This window comes from Aminobacterium sp. UBA4987, from assembly GCF_002396985.1.
GTDB classification, from domain to species: Bacteria; Synergistota; Synergistia; order Synergistales; family Aminobacteriaceae; genus Aminobacterium; species Aminobacterium colombiense.
The window spans coordinates 44437-67368 of record NZ_DGZF01000004.1 but is presented as its reverse complement, the minus strand read 5'-3'; the positions used below and the strand labels follow the sequence as shown (position 1 = coordinate 67368).

Annotated in this window: 24 protein-coding genes and 1 riboswitch; of the genes, 12 read left to right on the top strand and 12 right to left on the bottom strand. The window is 46.2% G+C overall.

The features are described 5' to 3' along the window. Window positions 1–18: 18 nt before the first annotated feature. The 4 genes from dctP to B2U56_RS01710 form a co-directional block, all read right to left on the bottom strand. Window positions 19–1056, bottom strand: coding sequence for a TRAP transporter substrate-binding protein DctP (dctP, locus tag B2U56_RS01725; protein ID WP_286951870.1), 1038 nt, complete (start codon window positions 1054–1056; stop codon window positions 19–21). Between the two features lie 108 nt (window positions 1057–1164). After that, window positions 1165–2466: a TRAP transporter large permease gene (locus tag B2U56_RS01720; protein ID WP_286951868.1), complete on the bottom strand. Its 1302-nt coding sequence runs from the start codon at window positions 2464–2466 to the stop codon at window positions 1165–1167. Then, entirely contained in the window at window positions 2466–3038 is a 573-nt protein-coding gene (locus tag B2U56_RS01715; RefSeq protein ID WP_286951865.1) for a TRAP transporter small permease, read from the bottom strand. The genes B2U56_RS01720 and B2U56_RS01715 overlap by 1 nt, the downstream gene beginning before the upstream one ends. Window positions 3039–3056: 18 nt before the next feature. Beyond that, window positions 3057–3851, bottom strand: coding sequence for an IclR family transcriptional regulator (locus B2U56_RS01710; protein ID WP_286951863.1), 795 nt, complete (start codon window positions 3849–3851; stop codon window positions 3057–3059). A gap of 215 nt (window positions 3852–4066) precedes the next feature. Between B2U56_RS01710 and B2U56_RS01705 the strand changes: the two genes are divergently transcribed. The 4 genes from B2U56_RS01705 to B2U56_RS01690 all read left to right on the top strand — a co-directional run bounded on the left by B2U56_RS01705 (window position 4067) and on the right by B2U56_RS01690 (window position 6898). Then, window positions 4067–4378, top strand: a complete 312-nt coding sequence (locus tag B2U56_RS01705; RefSeq protein WP_286951861.1) for a hypothetical protein — start codon at window positions 4067–4069, stop codon at window positions 4376–4378. A 92-nt stretch (window positions 4379–4470) separates the two neighbouring features. After that, entirely contained in the window at window positions 4471–5202 is a 732-nt protein-coding gene (locus B2U56_RS01700) for a metallophosphoesterase (RefSeq protein WP_286951859.1), read from the top strand. Between the two features lie 232 nt (window positions 5203–5434). Next, window positions 5435–6148 carry an aspartate/glutamate racemase family protein gene (locus B2U56_RS01695; RefSeq protein WP_286951857.1) on the top strand — a complete coding sequence of 238 codons (714 nt, stop codon included), beginning with the start codon at window positions 5435–5437 and terminating at the stop codon, window positions 6146–6148. A gap of 42 nt (window positions 6149–6190) precedes the next feature. Beyond that, a riboswitch (THF riboswitch) is annotated at window positions 6191–6288 on the top strand. Between the two features lie 79 nt (window positions 6289–6367). Further along, on the top strand, window positions 6368–6898 hold the full coding sequence (locus B2U56_RS01690) for a folate family ECF transporter S component (protein ID WP_286951856.1): 531 nt from the start codon (window positions 6368–6370) through the stop codon (window positions 6896–6898). A gap of 80 nt (window positions 6899–6978) precedes the next feature. On the opposite strand, the gene B2U56_RS01685 is transcribed toward B2U56_RS01690, so the two are convergent. The 7 genes from B2U56_RS01685 to B2U56_RS01655 form a co-directional block, all read right to left on the bottom strand. Then, window positions 6979–8742, bottom strand: a complete 1764-nt coding sequence (locus tag B2U56_RS01685) for a sensor histidine kinase (protein WP_286951854.1) — start codon at window positions 8740–8742, stop codon at window positions 6979–6981. Beyond that, window positions 8739–9437, bottom strand: coding sequence for a response regulator transcription factor (locus tag B2U56_RS01680; RefSeq protein ID WP_213700470.1), 699 nt, complete (start codon window positions 9435–9437; stop codon window positions 8739–8741). Before B2U56_RS01680 ends, B2U56_RS01685 begins: the two co-directional genes overlap by 4 nt. A gap of 1 nt (window position 9438) precedes the next feature. Further along, window positions 9439–10128, bottom strand: a complete 690-nt coding sequence (gene phoU, locus B2U56_RS01675; RefSeq protein WP_213700469.1) for a phosphate signaling complex protein PhoU — start codon at window positions 10126–10128, stop codon at window positions 9439–9441. Between the two features lie 37 nt (window positions 10129–10165). Next, the gene (gene pstB / locus B2U56_RS01670) at window positions 10166–10924 is read right to left on the bottom strand and encodes a phosphate ABC transporter ATP-binding protein PstB (RefSeq protein WP_286951852.1); all 759 of its coding nucleotides are present in this window, start codon (window positions 10922–10924) and stop codon (window positions 10166–10168) included. 24 nt (window positions 10925–10948) lie between these two features. After that, complete coding sequence (pstA, locus tag B2U56_RS01665) at window positions 10949–11800, bottom strand: phosphate ABC transporter permease PstA (RefSeq protein ID WP_286951850.1); 852 nt, start codon at window positions 11798–11800, stop codon at window positions 10949–10951. Continuing rightward, entirely contained in the window at window positions 11797–12666 is an 870-nt protein-coding gene (gene pstC, locus B2U56_RS01660; RefSeq protein WP_286951849.1) for a phosphate ABC transporter permease subunit PstC, read from the bottom strand. The genes pstA and pstC overlap by 4 nt, the downstream gene beginning before the upstream one ends. Window positions 12667–12799: 133 nt before the next feature. Beyond that, on the bottom strand, window positions 12800–13609 hold the full coding sequence (locus B2U56_RS01655; protein ID WP_286951848.1) for a phosphate ABC transporter substrate-binding protein: 810 nt from the start codon (window positions 13607–13609) through the stop codon (window positions 12800–12802). Window positions 13610–13884: 275 nt separating this feature from the next. On the opposite strand from B2U56_RS01655, the gene B2U56_RS01650 reads away from it, so the two are divergent. The 8 genes from B2U56_RS01650 (at window position 13885) to dgoD (ending at window position 22041) form a co-directional block, all read left to right on the top strand. Next, a complete protein-coding gene (locus tag B2U56_RS01650; RefSeq protein ID WP_286951847.1) occupies window positions 13885–15363 on the top strand; it encodes a UxaA family hydrolase in 1479 nt (492 codons plus the stop codon). Between the two features lie 121 nt (window positions 15364–15484). Then, complete coding sequence (locus tag B2U56_RS01645) at window positions 15485–16480, top strand: TRAP transporter substrate-binding protein (protein WP_286951979.1); 996 nt, start codon at window positions 15485–15487, stop codon at window positions 16478–16480. A 109-nt stretch (window positions 16481–16589) separates the two neighbouring features. Further along, window positions 16590–17075, top strand: a complete 486-nt coding sequence (locus B2U56_RS01640; protein WP_213700711.1) for a TRAP transporter small permease — start codon at window positions 16590–16592, stop codon at window positions 17073–17075. A 1-nt stretch (window position 17076) separates the two neighbouring features. Further along, entirely contained in the window at window positions 17077–18351 is a 1275-nt protein-coding gene (locus B2U56_RS01635) for a TRAP transporter large permease (RefSeq protein WP_286951846.1), read from the top strand. Window positions 18352–18377: 26 nt separating this feature from the next. Beyond that, window positions 18378–19166 (top strand): IclR family transcriptional regulator, encoded by a 789-nt coding sequence (locus B2U56_RS01630; RefSeq protein ID WP_013049051.1) that lies wholly within the window; start codon window positions 18378–18380, stop codon window positions 19164–19166. Beyond that, window positions 19166–19828 (top strand): bifunctional 4-hydroxy-2-oxoglutarate aldolase/2-dehydro-3-deoxy-phosphogluconate aldolase, encoded by a 663-nt coding sequence (gene eda, locus B2U56_RS01625; RefSeq protein WP_286951844.1) that lies wholly within the window; start codon window positions 19166–19168, stop codon window positions 19826–19828. Before B2U56_RS01630 ends, eda begins: the two co-directional genes overlap by 1 nt. A 17-nt stretch (window positions 19829–19845) precedes the next feature. Continuing rightward, window positions 19846–20874, top strand: coding sequence for a sugar kinase (locus B2U56_RS01620; protein ID WP_286951843.1), 1029 nt, complete (start codon window positions 19846–19848; stop codon window positions 20872–20874). Between the two features lie 15 nt (window positions 20875–20889). Continuing rightward, window positions 20890–22041 (top strand): galactonate dehydratase, encoded by a 1152-nt coding sequence (gene dgoD / locus B2U56_RS01615; protein ID WP_286951842.1) that lies wholly within the window; start codon window positions 20890–20892, stop codon window positions 22039–22041. Window positions 22042–22131: 90 nt separating this feature from the next. On the opposite strand, the gene B2U56_RS01610 is transcribed toward dgoD, so the two are convergent. Beyond that, a complete protein-coding gene (locus B2U56_RS01610) occupies window positions 22132–22932 on the bottom strand; it encodes a MetQ/NlpA family ABC transporter substrate-binding protein (protein ID WP_286951841.1) in 801 nt (266 codons plus the stop codon).

Here is a 22932-nt window from a genome sequence, read left to right as displayed (position 1 = left end):
ATTGTAGCAGATTATATCTTATTGACGAGGAACGCCTGATCCCTCATAAACTCGATCCATAATATCCTTGCCAACGAGCTCTTCCATTTTCGGCCAAACTTTTTGCCTTACAACTTTTGCACAGTTTTCCAGTTCTTCCGGAGTCAGTATAACGATTTCCCAGCCATATTCGTTGTGCAGCTTCTGACGATATTCTTCGTCTTCCTTTGCAACATTATCCCAACGAATGAGGGATTCTTCATTAGCAGCCTGCTGTATAATTCCCTGCTCTTCCGGAGTCAGCTTGTTCCAGACATCCATGTTGATGGAGAACCACCATGATTCGAAATAATCATTATACTGGATCCAGACCTTATTGACGTCTTTGAACTGCCAGGCCTGGAAAGGGGGTCCGCCCATCTGGCCATTAGCAATACCAGTCTGAATGGCACTGTATGCCTCTGCGTATGGAATAGGCGTAGGAATATATCCTAGCGCTTCATATGTGGCTTCGCAGGGTTTAATGGGCATAACGCGTACTTTCATCCCTTTGCTTACTGTTGGATCTGCATAGTTGTCGGGTTTCTTGCTTAGAGAAACACCAGACATCCCTATGGGCAGAACGGCCAGGGCTTTGATGTTATGGGTTGCCCAAAGGTCTTTAATGATGTCAAAAGCCCATCCTTCAGGGCCATAAGCCTTTTTGGCTTCTTCAATGTCTTTTACGACGTAAGGGAAGTAGTATGCCAAATTCAATTTGGGATCAAAGTTAGAGTTTGCCTGGGCCACATTGAGCTCGATAGTGCCTCGCATGAGCATTTCAAAGGTTTCTGTCCAGTCTCCAAGAACCCCGCCAGAGAAGACATCAATTTTGATCTGTCCATCTGTTCTCTCAAAAACTTTTCTCGCAAATTCTTTCGCGCGAATGTCAAAGTCACTGTCTACCGGGTGGACTTGTGCCATACGCCACTGGTATTTGGGTTTCGCTGCTTCAGCTTGCTGTACAAAAGTGCCAAGGGTCAATGCGAGTGCAAATAAAACAAGTAATGTAAAGGCCCAACGTTTTCTATGGTTCATATCGCACCTCCGTTTCGTGTTGTAGAATCAAGCAGAATTCAAACGACAACTTACCCCACCTTGATAAGAAAACTTTAATCTACCCTGTAAAGCAACCACCTCCCTTATTTATTTGATTCCCATAATAAGTCTGGGAAGGAATAGAGACAGCTCAGGGATATACGTTGTTAAAAGAACGATTGGTATAGAGCCAAAGATCATGAATATAAGAGCCGGCTTGATGTACTCGTCTATGTTTACGCCGCCAATGCGTCCCCCTAAATAGAGGATTGGTGCTGTCGGAGGAGTGACATTTCCAAGTCCCAGGTTCGTACCAAGAATTGCCGCAAAGTGTATGGGGTGGACGCCGATCTTGAGCATAAGGGGCATGAGAAGGGGTGCGACGAGCATGGTTCCGCTCAAGTCGTCCATCAACATTCCAATGATGATAAGGAAAATGTTGACCATGAACAGGATAACGAATTTGTTGTCAGATACTCCGAGAAGGAAGTCAGCGACCATCATGGGAACTCGCTGCATAGTATATAGGCGCCCAAGTATGGTGACGAAGAAGAGCATAAGAACGATAACCCCACTTGTTGTTGCCGAATTGTGGAAGGCTTCGCCTAAAATGTCCATTTTGAGCTCCTTATGAATGAAAAATCCTACTAAGATTGCATAAAGAACGGCAACGGCAGCTGATTCGGTAGGAGTTGTTATTCCTCCATAGATACCACCAAGAATGATGAAGGGCATAAGCAAGCTCCAGAAGCCTTTTTTTGTTGCCACGAAGATTTCTTGGTTGCGCTCTTTTTTGGAGATCTTTTCCCCCACCTGTAAATTAGGGAACTTTTTACACATAAAATAGTTGATGACGCAGAAAAGGGTCATGGTAAGGATCCCTGGTACAACTGTAGAAAGGAAGCAGGCGGCTACTGATTGCTGCGTTACCCATCCATAGAGGATCATGGGAACGCTTGGAGGAATAAGCTGGCCAAGCACTGCCGCACAGCTTACCATAGCCGTACTGTAATTTCTTGGATATCCCAGTTCTTCGAGGCGGGGTATCATAATGGTTCCTATACAGGCTACCGCAGATGAAGCTGTTCCAGAAATGGCACCAAAAATGGCACAGGCTACAATGGTGGCTGCTCCCATGCCACCCCGGATTCGCCCGAGCATAGAGTTGGCAAAGTTTGTAAGCTTCTCAGCGATACCAGCTGAACCCATAAGGGCCCCGGCCATAATGAAAAAAGGGATCGACAGCAAAGTAAGAGAGTTAAGGCCGCGGAACCCGACTGTCATAAGGAATGAGAAGTCTGGGAAAAATACCAGTCCCATATACAGAGCGGCAGCCATAAAGCAGAAGGGAACGGGTATACCCAGGATGATAGTGGTAACAAGTATAAGAAGGTCAATAATGATATGCATTAAAAGCCCTCCTCCTTCCTTGAAATTTCATTGCAAAAACCTTGCCAGTCTTTACTGTTGTAGGGCAGATCAAGTTTTGGATACCCTAACGCTGAGCGCGCATAATCCACTGTCATAACAAAAGAATAGAAACTCATTAGGAAAGAGCTCACCAGGAGGCTCGTTTGGGCAAAGATCATGGGGATCATAAGGGCAGGTGAACGTTCCCAGCTTTTAAAAGACCATACAACATAATTCCATGCCCATTGTGTCATGATAAAAGTGAGAATAGTGGTCATAATAGATGTGACTGTTTTTGCCCAGGCAAAGCCCCGAGCATTTCTGATCATTACATGAAGCAAATCAGCCTGGATGTGGCTTCTTTCTCGCGAGCCAGTTGCGGCACCGGTCATATACATCCAGAATCCTACCAGGCACGCCAGTTCCTCAATGCCCATAATAGGAAGCTTCAAAACATACCGTAATAAAACCTGTGCTATAACAAGGCTTACAAGAATAACAGATGTTATAACCATAATGTAGCGCTGTATTTTGCCAAGTGTAAACCATAAGAGATGAAACGCTTTTTTCATAAAAACTGTGCCTCCTTCTTAAAAGATCAGATTATCCCCCATATATCTGAGATCCAGAGAAAAAGAATGTGTTACATTACGAATTAGATTAGAAAAAGCCCTCTCTTCTGAACTGTTTTTTCCATAGCGAGAACGAGGGTAAGCTATGCTCATGGATGCAACAACTTCACCTCTTGCATTAATTATGGGAGCAGCGACACAGGCTAATCCTTCTTCATATTCACAATCGTCGTAGGCAACACCTCGTTTTCTTATCTCTTCAAAATTCTTGAAAAGGAGCTCAAGGGAAGTAATGGTTGTAGGTGTAAAATGCACAAAATCCACAGTGCTCAATATTCTCTTAACCTTTTCTTTTTCCATAAAAGCGAGCATGGCTTTGCCAAGGCCCGTGCAGTATGCGGGAACCCTTTTGCTGGAACCGAGCCCTACTCGCACTGCATCAGGGCTTTCGATCTTATCGATATATATTAGTGATGCTCCTGATAAAATAGCCAGGTTTATGGTTTCCCTGGTTTCACATGCTAAATGCTTAAGATAAGGTTGGGCCATTTGTCGTATGCCAAGGCGTTCAACTTCTCTGTTTCCCATTTCGAATAATTTCAAGGTATTAACGTAGCCGGTATTGCGAGAGATCCTTTTTGTATACCCCCCCTCGGAAAGAGTAGATAGAAGCCTGGAAACAGTGCTTTTATTTATCTTTAAAGAGGCGCTGATCTCCGATATAGTGAGTGTGCCCTTTTCATTAAGGAGTTCCAGAATTTTCAAGGCTTTTGTTACGGAGAGTACTGGTGGGTTTTTTTTAGCTTGTTCCAATAAATCCCCTCCTTGTTCTGGTGTGCAAAAAGAAGTTTTACATTAGTAAACAAGATTTATTATAGAATGGATATTATATTAGATTCACAACTGTGTCAATAAAATAGATTTTAAATATTCTGTTAGAATGAGAGGGCAGTGTCAGGTCTTGAAAATGTGCAAATGCATACAAATGCACATTTTCAAGACCTGACACCATTGAGGTGAGATCGGGTATGGGGCGTTTTGGACTTGTTATTACTCTATATATAGCTATTTATGGCGGAATGACGTGGTTGGTATTATCTTCCCTTGTTCGAGTTTTGGCCTTGCGAGGGATAGCCGTGTGGATATGCAATATGTGGGGAGCTCTCATGGTGGTTTCACCCCTTTTACTCCGTCGATGGGATGGGCTGGGACACAGCGAACTTCGCCATATCGCGGCGTGGATTGCTTATGTGTGGATGGGTTTTGTCTTTTTTGCCTTTTGCCTTTTGTTGCTTTTTTTGTTTTTCGCATTCTTTTTTGGCGTCGAAGGGTTGCGTTGAGTGATTTAGGGCTGAGGTGTTGTTCGTCAATAGCTCTTTTTCTGGCTTTTCTATGTTGTCTTTTGGGATACTCTCAAGCCTGGGATATTAAGGTGAACTACATCAAGGTGGAAACTGCCAAGTTGCCCCCGGAGTGGCCATATGTGCGTGTTGCCCAGATTTCAGATATTCACTTGGGGCTTATAGTTCGTGAAGATCGACTTAAAAAGATCGTTGAAGCCATTGAAGCCTCTAGTCCCCACCGCGTGGTTTCCACTGGGGATTTGGTGGATGGACAGATGGATGGACGGCAGAAGGAGATCGATCTGTTGCAAAGCCTTTCTGCCCCCTTGGGCAAATTTGCCGTAACCGGGAACCATGAAGTATACGCGGGCCTCAATCAGGCCACATCATTTATTGAGGAGTGCGGTTTTCAGGTGATCAGAAATGAGGTTCTAAATCTCGCCCCCCTTCTACTTGCTGGCGTGGATGATGACGATATAAAAATGGCAGAATCCTTTTCCCCGTCAGAGCAGAATCTTCTTTCTTCTTTGTCCCCTCACCGGTTTCGTTTGTTTTTAAAGCACCGGCCCATAGTGATGGAAGACTCCATTGATTTTTTTGATTTGCAGTTATCGGGACATGTCCATGGCGGGCAAATGTGGCCCTTTACTTTGGTGACTCGGGCTGTGTATCCTATGGGAACAGGCCTTCATAGACTAAAAAACGAGGTAATGCTTTATGTTACCTCCGGGGCAGGGACGTGGGGCCCCCCCATGCGTTTTTTAGCCACCCCTGAAGTTGTTATTATAGATATTGTGAACAGTGAAACAGCAAAAAAATAAGAGGCCTTGGGGGAAGGCCTCTGCAAAAAAAGGGAGATATTTTTCTTGAGTGCCATTGTGACATCTTTACGATGGGAGATATCTTTTATGGCATAAGTTAAGTATATATTACATGAGTGGCGCCATGGTGACCCCGTCACTTTTACGGGGCTCTTTTTCAGCTAAATTACGTATTTGGTGGCATGAGGATTTTTCCCCATGGCAATTTATTATAAGATGAGGATGTGACAAGATGAGCTTGACAACAAAAGAACCTTCTAAAGTACTTGGGATTCTCGGTGGTATGGGGCCGGCAGCCACTGCTGAATTTATGAGGTTGCTTGCGGTGAAGGCTCCGGCTGCACGTGATCAGGAACATCCTAAATTGTACGTTCTTTCCAATCCTCAAATCCCTGACCGCAGCAGTGCGATTCTTGGGCGGGGGAAAAGCCCGGCTCCAGCGCTGAAGGAAGGATTGCTGACCCTTGCGCGATGGGGAGCAGATATTTTAGCTGTTCCCTGTAACACAGCCCACTATTTTATCGACTCTTTCCGAGATGAGTTGCCTGTGCCTTTTGTGCATATTATTGAGGCCACAATGGGACTGGCTGCAGAGAGAAGCCGTGAGGGGGCATGGCTTCTTGCCACAAGTGGAACGAAGCAGAGTGGAATGTATGAGCGATATGCCGAAAAGAAGGGGTATCCCTTCTTTTTGCCTACAGAGGAAGATCAGGACAAAGTGCAGGAAACCATTATTCTTGTTAAGGCCAACAGGTTGAGAGAAGCTGGGTTGCTTCTTCAGGATGTTGTGGAGAAGCTCTGGAAGGAACGGGAAGTTCCTATTGTAGCTGCCTGTACGGAATTACCCCTGGCTTACGATGCTTCTGATTTGCCTGAGTTTGGCATGGTTTCGAGTTTGGGAGCCCTTGCGGAAGGGTGCCTCAGACTGCTGTATTCAAATAATTGATATTCATGGAATAAATGATATAATGTGCAGGAAATTGAATTAGGCAGAGTAGGAGCTTTACGTAAAGTGCTCAAAGATGGGACGTTGCTTTGAGACGAAAAGTCTGTAAAGACTTGCGGTAAAGCCCCGCGTTCGCTGTTACGTCGAAAGATGGTTTACAGTAAGACTATAGATCTCCTTTGATGTGGCAGAACTGCCCATATTAGAGGAGGTTTTTTTATGCAAAGGAATCACTTTTCAGTTCAGGAACTGGTCTATTTTTCTCTTCTCATAGCGTTGAACATTGTTTTGACCCGTATGGCCAGCATCAGAATTCCAATAGCGGGTATCGAAACTCTTCGTATCGGATTTGGAGCGCTGCCGGTTATCTTTGCCGGATACTATTTTGGCGCCAAGGCCGGCGGGGTAGTGGGTGCAGTAGGAGACGTGGTGGGTTTCTGGATCAATCCCATGGGAGCGTATATGCCCCATTTCACACTAACAGCCGCTTTAACGGGGATCCTTCCAGCCCTTCTGCTGAAGGTTTTTAAATCAAAAGATCAGCATCCCCTATGGCAAGTTATGGTTGTTATCGGGATAAGCCAATTGGTAACATCTGTGCTTCTCGTTCCCTATTTTTTGCAGATGTTGTTTGGAATACCCCTCGTAACAACAGTTCCAGCCCAACTGCAAACACAACTCATACAGGTTCCTCTGTATGCTATATTACTGCGTGGAATAGCTAAAAGGCTTCTGGTTATGGCAGGGTAGTGATATGTAAATACAAACAGGGGCAGGTTTAATAAGAACCCGCCCCTTGTTTTATTTTGCGGCTTCAAAAAGTTTGCAGGTTACACTTTCGAGATTTCCTTCGGCAGAGTGATTTCAAAGATTGTTTGACCTCCATTGGCGGCAATGAGGGCGATGTCGCCGCCATGGGCCATAAATATTCTTCTTGCTATGGCGAGGCCCAATCCGTAACCGCCTGATCCCCATTGTCCCCGTGCACGATGGCTGTCGCCGCGGCTGAAACGGTCAAAAATGGTAGCGGCGGCTTCTTCTGAAATGCCTACCCCATTGTCTTGCACTTGAATGATCCACCAAGAATCTCTGCTGAAAAGTTTGATTCTTACCTTGCCTCCGCGACTTTCCCCAAATTTTTCGTGAACGTATTTTATAGCGTTATCAATGATATTTCGTATAGCCCGTGCAAGGTCTCTGCTTTGGCCTATCATTAAAGCTTCTTCCGGCAACACTTTTTCTATGTCAATAGCCTCGGCTAGTGGGTGGTGGAGGCTTTCACCTGTTATGGTTTCCACAAGAAAAGCCAGATCCAGTTCTTCTTCCGCTTCCTGGGGAGGCTGGCTTTCGAGACGGGAAAGAAGAAGCAGATCATCTACAAGTTGCGTCATTCTTTCCTGTTGCTGGATAATAGATTGTAAGTGTCCTGCCGCGTCTTCATTACCCCGCAATTCGTCCTGCAGGTATTCCGCCGTGAGGCGAATTGTTGTCAGCGGTGTCTGAAATTCATGTCCAGCATCAGCGATAAAGTCACGCCGCGCCTGTTCCTGACGAAATTCTTCTGTAAGATCGGTAATCACAAGCAATGGACCGCTTTCTGTCTGTCGCCCATAAAGACTGAGATGACGCCCTCCCTTTCCAAGTTCGGGTATTTTTACCTTTATTACCTGTTCCATTCCCTTCTTTGCTTCTTTAAGCAAAGGGTAGATATCGCCGCAGGTTAGAAACCGTTCTATAGGTTGTCCCTCTTCCACTGGCACCTTCATTCCAAGCAGATTTCGTGCCTCGTCATTCACGAACCGGAACCTGTTGTCTTTGTCGAGAAGGATCACTCCTACCGGCAGTGAAGATAGGATTGTTGAAAGGGTCGTTCTTTCTATTTTCAGCTCTTCAAGGGTCCCTTTCAGGCGAGAGGACATGTATTGAAGGGAGTCGGAAAGTCTCTGCAATTCCATGTCGCCCATAAGGGGGAAGCGGGCTTCATTGCCTCCCGATATAGCCTGAGCTGCCATCACGATCTTTTCGAGAGGGGCAAAGAACCGGCGTACAATCCATAGTTCAAAGCCCAGGATGAGAAAAGCCGCCATAATGATGTATGAAAGAAAACGATAGCGCACATCGGAAAGGGCTTTTTGAAGAGCGTTGATGGGTTGGGCCATACGAATGAACAGATCTTCCTCCCCGCCTTCTACTTTTCGAACAACATAGACAAGCTGGGCTCCAAGGGTCTGGCTGTATCTTGAGGTGGTTCCAATCCCATCCTTCGCAGCCTGCCTGACTTCTGGACGGTTCAGATGATTGTCGAGGGTTTCTGCGTCAGTGGCACTATCGAGGATAACCCTTCCTTTGGCGTTTATAATGGTAATTCGGCTTTCAAATATCTCCTGCCATTGGCTAAAGTTCTTTTGAAAAGAGCTATATCCCTCATTCCGGATCACTTCTGAGAGTGCGGCTGTATTGTTTTTAAGCTGGTCGAAAGCGCTGTCAACAAGGTGATGTTTCATTATTCCCGATACGAGGAACCAGCTGACAGCAAAAGCGATGACGGTAACAAAAGTTAATACGGCTGTGACTTTCCCTTTCAGTGTTTTCATGGTTTATCCTCCCATGTGACCCTGTACCCTCTGCCCCGGAGCGTTTGAATGAGGAGCGCCGGGTGTTTATTGTCGTCCAGTTTTTTTCGAAGCCGTGAAATATGCACATCCACAGTGCGAGTGTCCCCTCCATAGAGGTTCCAGATTTTTCCCAGCAGCTCGTCTCTGCTTACAGTTCGTCCGAAACGGTGGGCGAGAAGTTCAAGAAGACGAAATTCAGTGGGGCTGAGATCGAGGCTGTTGCCTCGCAGCATGACCCATTGGCTTTCGATGTCCATAACAAGATCGCCGTTAGTGATCTGCCTTATTTCTTCAGTCATTCTGGTTCGGCGCAGCAATACGCCCACGCGGGCTACAAGTTCTGCCAGGGAAAAAGGTTTTTTCATATAATCATCCGCGCCAAGTTCCAGCCCCTCTACTACATCCATCTCATCCCGGCGGGCGGTGAGCATAATAATGGGGATCAGGGCTGTCTCTTTGTTGCTTTTTAGACGGCGGCAGACTTCCCAGCCATCCATACGGGGGAGCATAAGGTCGAGGATAATAAGATCTGGATGGGCGACGAAGGCAAGATCAAGAGCAGAGTCTCCATCGCTGGCGCATATTGTTTCGTATCCCCGTCTTTTCAGCGCCTGCGAAACAATATCCTGTATTCCCTTTTCATCATCTACAATAAGAATTCGATCGCCGCTCACTTCAATGCTCCTTCGGTCGTCTATAAGCCGAAGCCTTTATAGTTTTGCCGGTGATAATGTAGATTGCCCGTTCTGCCACGTTTGTAATATGGTCCCCAGCCCGTTCCAGGGTTCTCGCTACGTTGAGGAGGAGAGTAGCCTGTTCTATTCTTTGCGGACGTTCCATCATAAGAAGCAGAAGTTCTCGCATAATCTGTTTTTCAAGGTCATCCACAATGTCATCAAGGGGAAAGACTCTGTAAGCCAAGGCATCATTTTTACTTTCAAGAGCCTCTAGGGATTTTTCAAGCATTTCAGAAAGGATATCTACCATGCGTGGAATATCTATAAGAGGCTTCATAAGTTCTTTATCGGCGACTTCTATGGCAGCTTTTGAAATATTGCTGGCGTAGTCCCCTAATCGCTCGAGGTCTACGGCTATATGCATGAGGGAGGAAACGGTGCGCAAGTCTTCTCCCAATGGCTGAAAACGGGCGGTAAACTGCATGCAAGCCATATCGATCTCTGAAGCCAGATCATCTATGGCGTCATCTCTTTTAATGATTTCCCGGGCCACATCGGCGTTTTGATTTTTAAGGGCCCAAACTGCCCTGGTAAGGGATTCCTCGGACATTTTGCCAAGTCGTATGGCCATTCGGATAAGTTCTGTCAATTCTGTTTCTATTTGTCTCCGAGCGTTAATCTGATTCATAAACAGTCACTTCCTTCCCAAAGGGATCCTCTTAAGTTTAACCGAATCGACCCGTAATATAATCTTCTGTCCGTTTATCGCCAGGAGATGTGAAGAGCTTTGGTGTTTTACCATATTCTATAAGCTCCCCCATAAGAAAAAAGGCTGTATAGTCTGAGATGCGGGCAGCCTGTTGCATGTTGTGGGTGACGATAATTACAGTGTATCTTTCTTTGAGGGTTCTCACAAGTTCTTCAATACGGGCTGTTGCCATGGGGTCAAGAGCGCTTGTAGGCTCATCCATGAGCAAAACTTCCGGTTCTGTCGCAATTGCCCTGGCAATGCATAAACGCTGCTGTTGTCCTCCAGAAAGGCCAAGTCCCGATGATTTCAAATTATCCTTTACTTCCGACCAGAGAGCGGCTCCAATGAGACTTCGTTCCACTATTTCATCAAGTTTTTCTCTAGACTTGATGCCCTGAAGGCGAGGGCCATAGGCTACATTATCGTAAATGGCCATGGGGAACGGGTTAGGTTTCTGAAAGACCATGCCCACTTGCCGGCGTAACGCGATGACATCCGTTGCGCCAGAGTAGATGTTTTTTCCCTCGAGGTAAATATCCCCCTCAACTTTGACGTTTGGTATAAAGTCGTTCATCCGGTTGAGGCAGCGGATAAAACTGCTTTTCCCGCATCCTGAGGGGCCGATAAGAGCTGTTACGGTCTTCCCGAAAATATCCATATTGATATTGTGCAGCACCTGGTTTTTGCCATAGAAAAGGTTTAGATTTGAAACGATAAGCTGGGATTTTTCCATTGTTACCGACTCCTTGCTCGCAATTTATCGCCCGCTCTGTTTCAGGCGGGTTCGCATAATCACACCAATGGCGCTGATGCCGAGTACAAAAGCTAAAAGCACCAGAACGGTTCCATATTGTATGGGCCTTGTGAGAGTAATATTGGTACCTTCAGTAGCAAGAACCATAATATGGTATGGCAGGGCCATGACTTCATCAAAAACACTTTTTGCCACTCCGGGGGTAAAGTAGGCGGCGCCTGTAAAGATTATGGGAGCGGTTTCCCCAGCAACCCGTCCGATGCTTAGAATTCCACCGGTAATGATGGTAGAGGAGGCGGCAGGAAAAACGACCTTCCAGATGGTTTGCCACTTTGATGCGCCAAGGGCGTAGGAGGCGGCGCGATAATCCTGGGGAACCGCAAGAAATGCTTGTTCTGATGCCGTTACGATAAGGGGCAATGCCAGACACCCCAATGTCAGTCCCGCTGAGAGCAGCGATGAGCCAAACTTTAACAGGATGACAAAAAGAGATAGGCCAAAAAGGCCAAAGACCACCGAAGGAACACCGGCAAGGGAGCGGATAGCCAGGCGAAGAAGTGCGGTAAACCGTCCTTTCCGGGAGTATTCGGCGAGGTAGAGGCCCGTGGCGATGCCTACGGGAAGGGAGAAAAGCATAGAAACTACAACAAGCTGCAAGGTTCCCATGAGGGGGGTGCTGATTCCACCTCGGGTCATATTATCCCGTGGCGGTTCTGTCAAGAAGCTCCATGAAAGGGCCTCATAGCCGTTGATAAAGATATAGAGGATTATGGCCAGCAGCAGAAAAACCAAGAGAGTCGCGGCTCCCCAGAGCATAAAGGTCATAAGGCGATCAACAATTCTCCGTCTTGTCATGAGGGTCTCACTCTCCTTTTGCTCTCGATCCAGCTCGATAGAAGATTGATGGCCAGGGTAATAATGAGAAGAATAAGCCCCGCAAAAAAGAGAGCGTGGTAGTGGGGGGAGCCCACGGGGGTTTCTCCCATTTCGGCCGCAATGGTTGATGTGAGTGGGCGTACCGGATCGAAAAGAGAAGCTGGAATAATGGCAGCTCCACCTGCCGCCATAAGTACCACCATGGTTTCTCCCATCCCTCTCATTATCCCAAGAAGGCAGGCGGAGAGAATGCCGGGAAGGGCTGCCGGGAAAACAACTTTGCTGACGGTTTCCCACCGCGTAGCGCCCAGAGCATAGGAAGCGTTGCGAAGTTCCAACGGAACGGCTGAAAGGGCTTCTTCTGCAAGGGACCCCACAATGGGAATGATGAGAAAACCTAAGAGTATAGACGCGTTCAGCAGATTCAGGCCAGAAAGAATGGTGAAATTGGCCTGAAGCCACGGGGCGATAAGAACCATGCCAAGAAAACCAAGAATAATGGACGGGAGAAATCCAAGCAGCTCCAGAATGGGCTTTAAAATGTTACGCATTTTCTCAGAGGCAATTTCTGAAATAAAAATAGCTATAAAAAGACTTATGGGAAGGGCGAGCAAGGACGAAAGAATTGTAACGGCTACCGATCCCACTATAAGAGGCAGCATGCCCAGGGCTGGAGGTGTTTCTGTGGGATACCAGTCAGAGCCTGTCACTATTGATAAAAGAGAGGCTTCTTTCAGAACTGGAAGTCCTTCCTTAATCAAGAAAAAAAGAATAAACAATATGATAAAAATGCCCATAGATGATATGGACATAATGATTATGCCAGGTGCTTGTTCTTTTTTCATGGATATCACTATTCCCTTTTCTTAATTCTTTCTATGCCAGGCAGGAATTCGCCCACCGGGGGGACGGGCGAATTCCTGAGGTGCTACTATAGCTGACAGTGCCATATAGGAGGAGGGTCGGGTTTATCTATATTTATCGAATAGGCACGAAGCCTGCTTCTCCAACTAATTTCTGCCCTTCGTCACTCAGAACGAAGTTGATAAAGTTGAGGATATCCCCAGAGGGCCATCCTTTTGTAAACATGTAAAGGTAGCGGGATACAGGGAATGTTCCATTGAGCGCATTTTCTTTGTTTCCAGAGATTCCTTCAACTTTAAGGGACTTTACAGAGTCATTGAGGTAGCCAAGGCCTATATAACCTACAGCGTTCTCATTTTTTGCCACCGTTTGCACCATGGCTCCGTTAGAGGCAACAATAAGCGCCCGTTTGTCTACCCGCTCACCCTGAAGAATTTTGCTTTCCCAGGTTTCGTAGGTTCCGGAACTTGTGTCACGGCTCACTATAGCAATGGGCTTGTTTGAACCGCCCACATCTTTCCAGTTCTTTATTTCACCCATGTAGATCTTTTTCAGCTGTTCAATAGAAAGGTCCTGGACAGGGTTAGAAGGGTGAACCACAGGGATCAGGGCATCCATGGCGATACCGAAAGGAACAGGATAGGTTCCTTTTTCTACGGCAGCCTTCACTTCTTCATTTTTTATGAACCTTGAAGAATCAGCAATATCGGTGGTTCCGTCGATAATGGCCTTAATACCGTTGCCGCTGCCGCCGCCAGAAACTGTAATGGCTACTTCAGGATGGGCCGTCATGTATTTCTCAGCGGCCGATTGTGCGATGGGAAGAACTGTAGTGGATCCTTTGATGACGAGCTCTGCTGCAAATGCGGTTCCGCTCACGGCGAGAGTTGCAACGAGAATTGCTCCTGCTATAAATTTCTTCATTTCCTGAAAACCTCCTTGTATTTAACATATCAGCGATGTTATTTCACAGTATAAAGGCCCTTTGTAACGCCCATGTTTCGTCTTTGTAACAGTAACGTTAAGAAAATCGTGCCAGGTCTTGAATTTGCGCATTGGTATACAAAGCAAAAATCAAAACCGTTATAAATGGCTCTGGAAGGCCTTGCTTTTTATGTACAACCATGGCTTAATAGACGTAGTGGTTCGCATTACGGCTAAGAAGTCCACATTGCGGAAAAGAGCAGGGGGCAATGAAGATGAGGTCTTTTCAAGGAGTAAGGTTGAGGACAGAGGACACCATTGCTGTGACAGTTCACGAACTAAGTAAAGGTGACATTCTTGTACTGGATGAGGGTTTTTCTATTCCTGTGAATGAAAGGATCCCCGCGGGCCACAAGGTTGCGTTGAAAGATATGGCAATTCAAGAGAAGGTTATAAAATACGGTCATCCCATAGGGGTGGCATTGTGCAATATACGGGCTGGTGACTGGGTTCATACCCATAACCTGAAAACAGCCCTCGGAGTTGATTGGCCAGCTGAATGGAATTACGTTTCTCCTCAAGTAAAAACTCCCTTTCAAACCAGAAGCTTTATGGGATATCGCCGTCCTACCGGTCGAGTTGGTATCCGCAATGAACTTTGGGTCATTCCCACAGTAAGCTGCATTAACGATATTTTGCGAAATCTTATTCCTCAATATAGGGTTCCGGCGTGGATCGACAGGGTAAGGGTGCTGGCCCATCCCTACGGTTGTTCCCAGCTAGGCGATGATTTTGAGTTTACTTTGCAGGCTCTTTCAGGTTTGGCCTTTAATGGCAATGCCGCAGGGGTGTTAGTGGTGGGGATGGGGTGTGAAAATTTGCAGATATCCTATATGAAAGATCGTCTTTCCCATCATTTTAATGTTGAATATACAGTGCTTCAAGAAGAATCAGATGACGAAAAAGCTCTTTTTTCCCGTCTTGACAAGTTGGCGGAGAGGGGACGTTTTACGAGAGAGGAATGTCCTTTGTCAGATTTGGTCGTTGGGGTAAAGTGCGGCGGCAGCGATGCCTTTTCAAGTATTACCGCCAACCCTCTGGTTGGTCTTTTTTCAGACTATCTGACCCTCTGGGGGGGAACTCTGCTCGCTACAGAAATCCCTGAAATGTTCGGGGCGGAGGATACTCTGACCTCCCGAATTGAAGAAGAAGATGTTTTCAAAAAGTTTGTGGAAATGATCAATTGGTTCAAGGAATACTACACTTCTTACCACCAGCCTGTATATGAAAACCCTTCTCCTGGAAACAAAGAGGGAGGTATTACAACTCTTGAGGAAAAATCCCTAGGTGCTGTGCAAAAAACTGGTTCCGGTTTAGTTACGGATGTTTTGCAATACGGAGAGTGCTACGGCCGTTCAGGTGTGAATATTGTTTTCAGCCCTGGAAATGACCCTGTTTCTGTAACTTCTCTAGCGGCAAGCGGAGCTGTTTTGACCCTTTTTACCACCGGTCGGGGGACTCCCTATAGTTCAGTAGTTCCATCAGTGAAAATAGCAACCAATTCATCCCTTTATAAAAGGAAGAAAAGCTGGATGGATTTTAATGGGGGACGCCTTTTAGAAGGTGAGGAGTTGGAAGCTCTTCTTGGCGATCTCATTGATCTTGTATTTGAAGTGGCCAATGGCCGGGAAACCTCTAATGAACATTTAAATATAGGGGAGATCGGCTTATTTAAACATGGAGTGATCTTATAAAAACGAAAGGGGGAGCTGCTTCCCGGGGTATTGTGTAAAGAGTAGAATCACGCATTGGCTTGATCGGACAGTAAGAACGGTACACTTAAAAAATTTTTTGAGGAGGCTGTTTGTTGTGAAGATGAAACGTGTTGTTCGTACAGTAGCTTTGACAGCTCTTTTTATTTTTGCTTTTTCATCCATGGCTTTTGCAGCTACGACATTGAAGATCGCTAATTATTTCCCAGCGGATCACCCCGCTAACGTTGTGCTTAATGATATCTTTAAAGCGGATATTGAGTCTAAAAGTAATGGTTCTTTAAAGGTGCAGATATTTCCTAACAGCCAGCTTGGTGCCGAGCAGGAATTCGTAGAGGGAGTACAGTTGGGAACCATTGAAATGGCTCTTACAGGGAATCTTTGGGAAAACACCGTAGATTTGTTCAAATTGCTTCAGCTTCCCTATATGTTCAATAGCTATGAACATGCAGATGCAGTCTTTAACGGTCCTATCGGGGAAGAGATCTATAAAAGCCTTGAGCCCCTCGGCGTTAAAATTCTTGGAGCTTTCCCGAGAGGTTTCAGAGCTATTTCAAACAATAAGAAGCCCATTAACTCTTTTGAAGATTGTAAGGGTATAAAAATGCGCGTATGGCAGGGCGAGGTTATCATTAAACTGATGCAGGGATTTGGCTTCAGCACAGTTGTCATGCCCATGAGCGAAGTCTTTACAGCGTTGCAGCAGGGTGTTGTTCATGGCCAGGATAACCCCCTTATGACTTCATATTACTCTGGATGGTACGATGTTCAGAAGTATGTAGCCATGACAAACCATATTTTTGGATTCCAGTACTTTGTCATCAATCAGAAGGTATGGGACAAACTTACAGCAGAGGAACAGACCATTGTTTATGACGCAACTATGGCTTCCATCGCGGAGATTGACAAGCGGACAAGAGAAGAAGATGAACTGGTGTTGCAGAAAACCATTGATAAAGGTCTTGAAGTCACCTATCCTGATCTAAAACCTTTCATTGAAAGTACAGAACCAATCATTGCAGATTATATAAAGAGCTGCCCCGAAGCGGCCCCATTTGTTGAGCAGATCAGAGAGATTGGCAAAAAGTTTGAAAAATAAGCAGTAGGTAATTTTTCCGGCAGAAAAGATCTGTTTCCAGGAAGCAGGCTCCTTTCTGCCGGGATTTTAATTTTAAGGAAGAACATGGCGAGAGGAGCTCGTTCGTATTATGAAGAGTTTTATGAATGCCCTGTATCGTTATATGTATCGTTTGGCTGACGGTATAGCGATTGTTATGCTCGGGGTTATGGTGTTTTCGGTCTTTACAAACGTTATTTTCCGTTTTTTCCATATGGCCTTCCCCTGGGTCGATGAGGTAAGCCGTTTTGCTTTTGTGTGGATGTCTTTTATGGCTATCGCTTCCGGATTAAAAATTGGTCTGCACCCTGCTTTTGATGTTCTTATTGAGCGCACCAAGGGCTCGGCAGGGAAGGGGTTGCAGATAACCATAGCCCTGCTGATTACGACTTTTCTGTTCATCCTTCTTAAGGGAGGAATTGATTACATCTCCAGAATATATGTGCAGAAAACATCTATTCTCGTTATTTCGGTGGCTTGGCAGTATTCGGCCGTTCCCTTTGCCACAATGATGATGCTTCTTGAAATGGCTCGTCAGATAGCACGTATTTGGTGTTCTGAAGTGGAGGAAGCCTGATATGGTAGTTTTATTAGCATTTCTTGGTTCTTTGTTGGGGTTGACTATTCTTGGCGTTCCCATCGGATTTGGAATAGGCCTTTCCACATTGGCCCTTATGTTTGTGACGGGAACTTTTGAGCCTATGGTTCTCGCTCGCCGTATGATCACCGGTGTTGATGTCTATACACTTTTGGCCATCCCATTTTTCATGCTGGCTGGCGAAATAATGAACAAAGCGGGACTGGTCAACGATATTTTGCTCTTTGCCAACGCTCTCGTTGGTCGGGTAAAAGGCGGGCTTGCCTATGTTAATGTAGTTGCCAGCATGCTTTTTGCGGGAATTAGTGGTTCTGCTGTTGCTGACGCTGCCGCATTGGGCTCTCTTGAGATTCCCATGATGGAAAAAGGCGGGTATGACAAAGAATTCTCTGCGGCTATCACTGCTGCTTCTTCTGTTATTGGCCCAATTATTCCACCCAGCGTACCCATGATCATTCTTGGCTCTATTGCTCAGATTTCTATTGCTAAGCTCTTTCTTGGCGGCGCGATTCCAGGAATTCTTATAGGAATTGCCCTTTTAGCTGTTTCTTATTTCATAGCTCGCAAAAATAATTACCCTGTGGGTGAGCGGATAGGTTTTGGGGAGTTTTTAGGGATTTTTAGAAAAACGGTTTGGGCATTAATTCTTCCCGTCATTATCTTAGGAGGCATTCTCGGCGGTATTTTCACAGCTACAGAAGCCGGAGCAGTAGCTGTTGTCTATGCTATTATTGTGTCATATTTCCTATATGATGTGAGATGGTCTGACTATCCGGAAATACTCAAAGGTGCTTCCCTTAATACAGGAGTAGTCATGTTGGTGTGCGCATCAGCTATGGCATTGACGTGGTTCCTCGCTGTGGCTCAGGTTCCCCAGCTTCTTACTGAAGTGATCATGAGCATTACTGAAAACAAGCTCATGTTCCTTTTTATCCTGAACGTTCTGCTTTTTCTTGTGGGGATGGTTATTGATTTGACCCCAGCTCTTTTTCTTCTTGTTCCAATTCTCCTTCCTGTATGCAGAAGTTACGGGATTGACGACATACACTTTGGTGTCATTATGGTAACGAACCTTTGTGTCGGGCTAATCACACCGCCGGTAGGGACAGTCCTTTATGTGACAAACTCCATATCGAAAGTGTCACTGGTATCATTGGTTCGATCTCTTGTCCCCATGTACGTAGCTCTTTTTATCGTTGTGATGCTCGTAACATATGTTCCACAAATCGTGTTGTGGCTGCCTTCTTTAATGTAAGATGAGAGGCGGAGAGGTGATAGTACATGTCTGAGAAAAATAGGGTGCAGGTTCTTCAAAAAGCGATTGCCGTACTAGAAGATCTTTCTAATAGGCCTGAACCTGTCGGGTTAACAGAAATAGCGAATGCTACAAAACTTTCGAAAACAACAGCATATCGAATTCTCGCAACCTTTGTCGATAGCAATATTCTCATAAAAGATCCCTATGGGCGCTATCAAATAGGACCAGCGGTTGTGAAGTGGTCAGCAAGCTACAATAAGCGGTCAGGACTGCTGGAAATGTCTCGTGACATCCTAGAGATCATGAGAGATTATTCAGGCGAGACGATCCATCTTTTTGTTTTCGAAAGCGGGCGAGCCTATTACTTGGAAAAACTTGAGAGTCCAAGTCCGCTGTTGATGAGATCGAAGGTGGGAGCGGAACTTCCTCTCTATAGCACTGCTGGGGGGAAAGCGATACTTTCGGCTCTTCCTGCAGGCCAAGTTGAAATCTATTTAGAAAGAACACCCCTTGAAAGTAGGACAGCGAATACGATCACCGATCCTAAAGAGTTATTGAATCTATTAAAAATATATAAAACGCGAGGGTATAGCGAAGAAAACCAGGAGAACGAAGAAGGAATTCGCTGCGTGGCTGCACCTATTGTTGACAGAAATGGATTCCCCCTGGGAGCAGTAAGCGTTTCCGCACCAGCCTATCGCTTTGATGATAAACAGGCTGCATTGGTGGGGCGGAAACTGGCGCAGGAAACTGCAAAAATTTCCCTTCGAATCAATCGACGTCATTTAGAAACTACTAAGGAGGGATGGTAATGATCCGTATTAGGAAATATGAAATTCTTTCAGCTATAGAAGAACAAGGTGTCGTGGGTATTATCCGTACAGAGAGAGTGGAAAAAGGAATTGCCATGGCAGACGCCATGTTTGACGCGGGGATGAAAGCCGTTGAAGTTTCCATGACCTTTCCCGGGTCTCTCGACATTATGCGCACTTCTGCCGAGCGCCATAGAGGACAGGGATGTTTTGTTGGGGCGGGAACCGTTGTGGATGAAGCTACAGCCAGAATGTGTATTGCCAATGGCGCAGAGTTTATTGTGTCCCAAAGTCTTAGCGATGACGTTGTTTGCACTTGCAACCGTTATGGTTTGCCTGCAATGCCAGGTATAGGGACAGTTACAGAACTCATGCATGCGTTGGAACTTGGTGTTGACGTAGTGAAAGCCTTTCCTGGCAGCGTACTTGGCCCCAAATTCATTAAAGCCGTACACGGACCGGTTCCTTATGCCAATATAATGCCTATTGGCGGTGTTTCTCTCGAGAATATGGAGGAATGGTTCAAGGCCGGAGCCTTTGCTGTTGGTTTGGGAAGTGCTCTCACTAAGCCTGCAGGTACAGATGGCAGTTACGAGGCTGTTCGAGAGGCAGTAGAGAAAGTATTACATGAAATTACCCGAATTCGGGCTGGTTTGAAATAGAAAGGATGCGTTCGGTTATGGCAAAGTTTATTACCTTTGGTGAAATTATGATGAGGCTTACTCCTCCAGGCCGCGAAAAAATTCTCCAGACACCGCAATTTGTGGCTACTTTTGGCGGTGCCGAAGCTAACGTGGCCGTTGCCTTATCTAATTATGGTGAAGATGCGGCTTTTGTAACAGCTGTTCCTGACAACCCTATTGGTGATGGTGTTATTCATGAACTGAGAGGTTTTGGTGTCGATACTCGCTTTATACGGAAGAGCGGGGATCGCCTTGGCATATACTACACAGAAACCGGTTCATGTATGCGCCCTTCCAAGGTTATCTATGATCGAGCCCATTCAGCTATTGCCGAGGTAAAACCTGGAGATTTTGATTGGGATATCATACTCGATGGGGCCAAGTGGTTTCATGTCACTGGCATTACCCCCGCCATTGCCAAAGGGACTGCCGATGTAACCCTTGAAGCCCTCAAAAAGTGTAAAGAAAAAACCATTACTGTTTCATGCGACCTCAACTATCGCAATAAGTTGTGGAAATGGGGCAAAACTCCCCTTGAGGTTATGCCTGAGCTCATGAACTATGTGGATCTTGTTATCGCTAACGAGGAAGACTGTCAGAAATGTCTGGGCATCGAAGCCGATGTGGATGTGACCTCGGGATCCCTGGATATAGATAAATATAGGGCCCTGAGCCAGAAAATGCTCGCACAGTTCCCCAAAGTGAGATATCTGGCCGTAAGTCTGCGTGAAAGTATCAGCGCGGACTGGAACAACTGGTCAGCTATCCTTGCTGAACGAGGAGAAGTCCATGTCAGCAAAAAGTACGAAATCCGCCATATAGTAGACCGCATCGGCGGCGGCGATTCTTTTGGTTCTGGTCTGATATATGGTCTCAATAACTTCAAAACACCTCAGGAGGCTTTGGAGTTCGCGGTGGCGGCCTCAGCACTGAAACATACTATTTATGGAGATTTCAATAGAGTTACGGTGAAAGATGCTTTGACTCTGGCTGGCGGCGATGCCAGCGGGCGCGTACAGCGCTAATAGAGGTGACCTCTTATGAGCCGCATAGCGAGTATCGAACTTTTTAAAGTTCCACCGCGATGGCTTTTCTTAAAAGTTGTTACTGATGATGGAGTGGTGGGATGGGGAGAGCCAGTAGTTGAAGGGAGAGCCTCTACAGTGGCAGCTGCTGTTCGGGAGATGGAAGAATATCTTATCGGCCGGGATGCTACAGAAATTGAGGATATCTGGCAGGTTCTCTACCGGGGCGGCTTTTATCGCGGCGGCCCCGTACTCATGAGCGCGATTTCCGGTATAGAACAGGCTCTATGGGACATTACCGGGAAAATCTACGGTTTGCCCGTTTATAAAATGCTTGGCGGAGCAGTGCGTCAGAAGATCAGAGTTTACTCGTGGATCGGTGGGGACAGGCCTTCTGACGTGGCAGCCGAAGCCAAAGCGAAGTATGACGCTGGCATGACGGCAATAAAGATGAATGCCACCGAAGAGTTGGGCTGGATCGACTCTTATGAAAAGGTGGATGAAGTCCTTGCCAGAGTTCAGGCTATTCGAGACGCATTAGGACAAAAAATAGACATAGCCCTTGACTTTCATGGACGGGTACATAAGGCTATGGCTAGAATTCTCATGAAAGAGCTTGAACCCTACCGGCTCATGTTCGTTGAGGAGCCGGTGCTGGTAGAAAATCGCGAGGCCTTTGTGGAACTGCGCCGTCATGCAACTATGCCCATTGCCACAGGGGAACGGAACTTTGGGCGCTGGGATTTCAAAACTCTTCTCACCGATGGGGCGGTAGATATTATTCAGCCTGACCTCAGTCACGCCGGCGGAATCTGGGAAGTGCGCAAAATAGCCGCTATGGCAGAAGCCTACGATGTGGCTCTGGCCCCCCATTGCCCTCTGGGCCCCATAGCCCTGGCTGCGTGCCTGCAAGTTGATTTCTGTACGCCAAACGCAATCATTCAGGAACAAAGCCTGAACATCCATTACAATGTAGGTGCGGACCTGCTTGACTATCTCGAAAACCCGGCACTCTTTGAATATGAAAATGGTTATATAAAACTGCTTAAAGGCCCAGGCCTGGGGGTTTCCATTAATGAAGAAGTGGTTCGTCAGAAGACCGATGAAAATATGAATTGGAAAAACCCTGTATGGAGGCTAGAAGATGGCACCATCGCCGAATGGTAATTGGTGCCAGGTCTTGAAATTGTGCATTGGTATACAAAAGGAGGCTGCTGTCATTCACCGGCAGCCTCCTTTTGAACTATCTGCATCCCTCTAAAAAGCAGGGGTAACTCCGCCGTTATATGTTGAAAGAATAAATTGGGCCACTTTCTCAGAATTTAGATGTTTCATCAGAATGGCAAACTTTTCGTCATCCTTCGAATCTTCATGAACTACAACTATATTCGCATAAGGAGATTCACTGCCTTCCAGCAAAACAGCATCCTCTGTGGGATTAAATCCTGCCTCCAACGCATAGTTTCCATTGATGACAGCGCCATCCACGTCGGGAAGTATCCTCGGCAGCTGAGCTGCTTCAATGGATTTGAAGCGGAGCTTTTTGGGATTTTCCACAATGTCTCTCTCTGTGGCTTCCAATCCCGCCTTGTCTGAAAGGGTGATAAGACCGTTGGCCTGCAGAAGGAGCAGGGCGCGCCCACCATTCACACTATCACTGGGGACAGCGATAAGGGATTTTTCTTTCAGCTCGTCAATATGCTTCACCTTTTCAGAGTACAACCCCATGGCTTCTACATGAACAGTCCCTATAGCCGCAAGTTTGGTATGGTGATTAGCGTTAAAGTTTTCCAGATAGGGAAGGTGCTGGTAATAGTTGGCATCTATTTCCTTATCATTCAGTGCCAGGTTGGGCTTTACATAGTCAGTAAACTCTATGATCTCGAGTTTGATCCCTTCTTTGGCAATGTCATCTTTGATGACCTTTAATATTTCAGCATGAGGGACAGGGGTTGCCCCGATTTTGATCACTTCTTCTGCCGCTGCCGCATTAGGAATAAGAGCTGCCCATATGGCGAGTATTGTGAGAGTGAGTAAAAGACCTACAGTTCTTTTCAT

Bases quoted from the DNA above. Each gene is read 5' to 3' on its own strand.
- dctP (WP_286951870.1), bottom strand. From the start codon at position 1,056: ATGAACCATAGAAAACGTTGGGCCTTTACATTACTTGTTTTATTTGCA.
- B2U56_RS01720 (WP_286951868.1), bottom strand. From the start codon at position 2,466: ATGCATATCATTATTGACCTTCTTATACTTGTTACCACTATCATCCTG.
- B2U56_RS01715 (WP_286951865.1), bottom strand. From the start codon at position 3,038: ATGAAAAAAGCGTTTCATCTCTTATGGTTTACACTTGGCAAAATACAG.
- B2U56_RS01705 (WP_286951861.1), top strand. From the start codon at position 4,067: ATGGGGCGTTTTGGACTTGTTATTACTCTATATATAGCTATTTATGGC.
- B2U56_RS01695 (WP_286951857.1), top strand. From the start codon at position 5,435: ATGAGCTTGACAACAAAAGAACCTTCTAAAGTACTTGGGATTCTCGGT.
- B2U56_RS01690 (WP_286951856.1), top strand. From the start codon at position 6,368: ATGCAAAGGAATCACTTTTCAGTTCAGGAACTGGTCTATTTTTCTCTT.
- B2U56_RS01685 (WP_286951854.1), bottom strand. From the start codon at position 8,742: ATGAAAACACTGAAAGGGAAAGTCACAGCCGTATTAACTTTTGTTACC.
- phoU (WP_213700469.1), bottom strand. From the start codon at position 10,128: ATGAATCAGATTAACGCTCGGAGACAAATAGAAACAGAATTGACAGAA.
- pstB (WP_286951852.1), bottom strand. From the start codon at position 10,924: ATGGAAAAATCCCAGCTTATCGTTTCAAATCTAAACCTTTTCTATGGC.
- pstA (WP_286951850.1), bottom strand. From the start codon at position 11,800: ATGACAAGACGGAGAATTGTTGATCGCCTTATGACCTTTATGCTCTGG.
- pstC (WP_286951849.1), bottom strand. From the start codon at position 12,666: ATGAAAAAAGAACAAGCACCTGGCATAATCATTATGTCCATATCATCT.
- B2U56_RS01655 (WP_286951848.1), bottom strand. From the start codon at position 13,609: ATGAAGAAATTTATAGCAGGAGCAATTCTCGTTGCAACTCTCGCCGTG.
- B2U56_RS01650 (WP_286951847.1), top strand. From the start codon at position 13,885: ATGAGGTCTTTTCAAGGAGTAAGGTTGAGGACAGAGGACACCATTGCT.
- B2U56_RS01645 (WP_286951979.1), top strand. From the start codon at position 15,485: ATGAAACGTGTTGTTCGTACAGTAGCTTTGACAGCTCTTTTTATTTTT.
- B2U56_RS01640 (WP_213700711.1), top strand. From the start codon at position 16,590: ATGAAGAGTTTTATGAATGCCCTGTATCGTTATATGTATCGTTTGGCT.
- B2U56_RS01635 (WP_286951846.1), top strand. From the start codon at position 17,077: ATGGTAGTTTTATTAGCATTTCTTGGTTCTTTGTTGGGGTTGACTATT.
- B2U56_RS01630 (WP_013049051.1), top strand. From the start codon at position 18,378: ATGTCTGAGAAAAATAGGGTGCAGGTTCTTCAAAAAGCGATTGCCGTA.
- eda (WP_286951844.1), top strand. From the start codon at position 19,166: ATGATCCGTATTAGGAAATATGAAATTCTTTCAGCTATAGAAGAACAA.
- B2U56_RS01620 (WP_286951843.1), top strand. From the start codon at position 19,846: ATGGCAAAGTTTATTACCTTTGGTGAAATTATGATGAGGCTTACTCCT.
- dgoD (WP_286951842.1), top strand. From the start codon at position 20,890: ATGAGCCGCATAGCGAGTATCGAACTTTTTAAAGTTCCACCGCGATGG.
- B2U56_RS01610 (WP_286951841.1), bottom strand. From the start codon at position 22,932: ATGAAAAGAACTGTAGGTCTTTTACTCACTCTCACAATACTCGCCATA.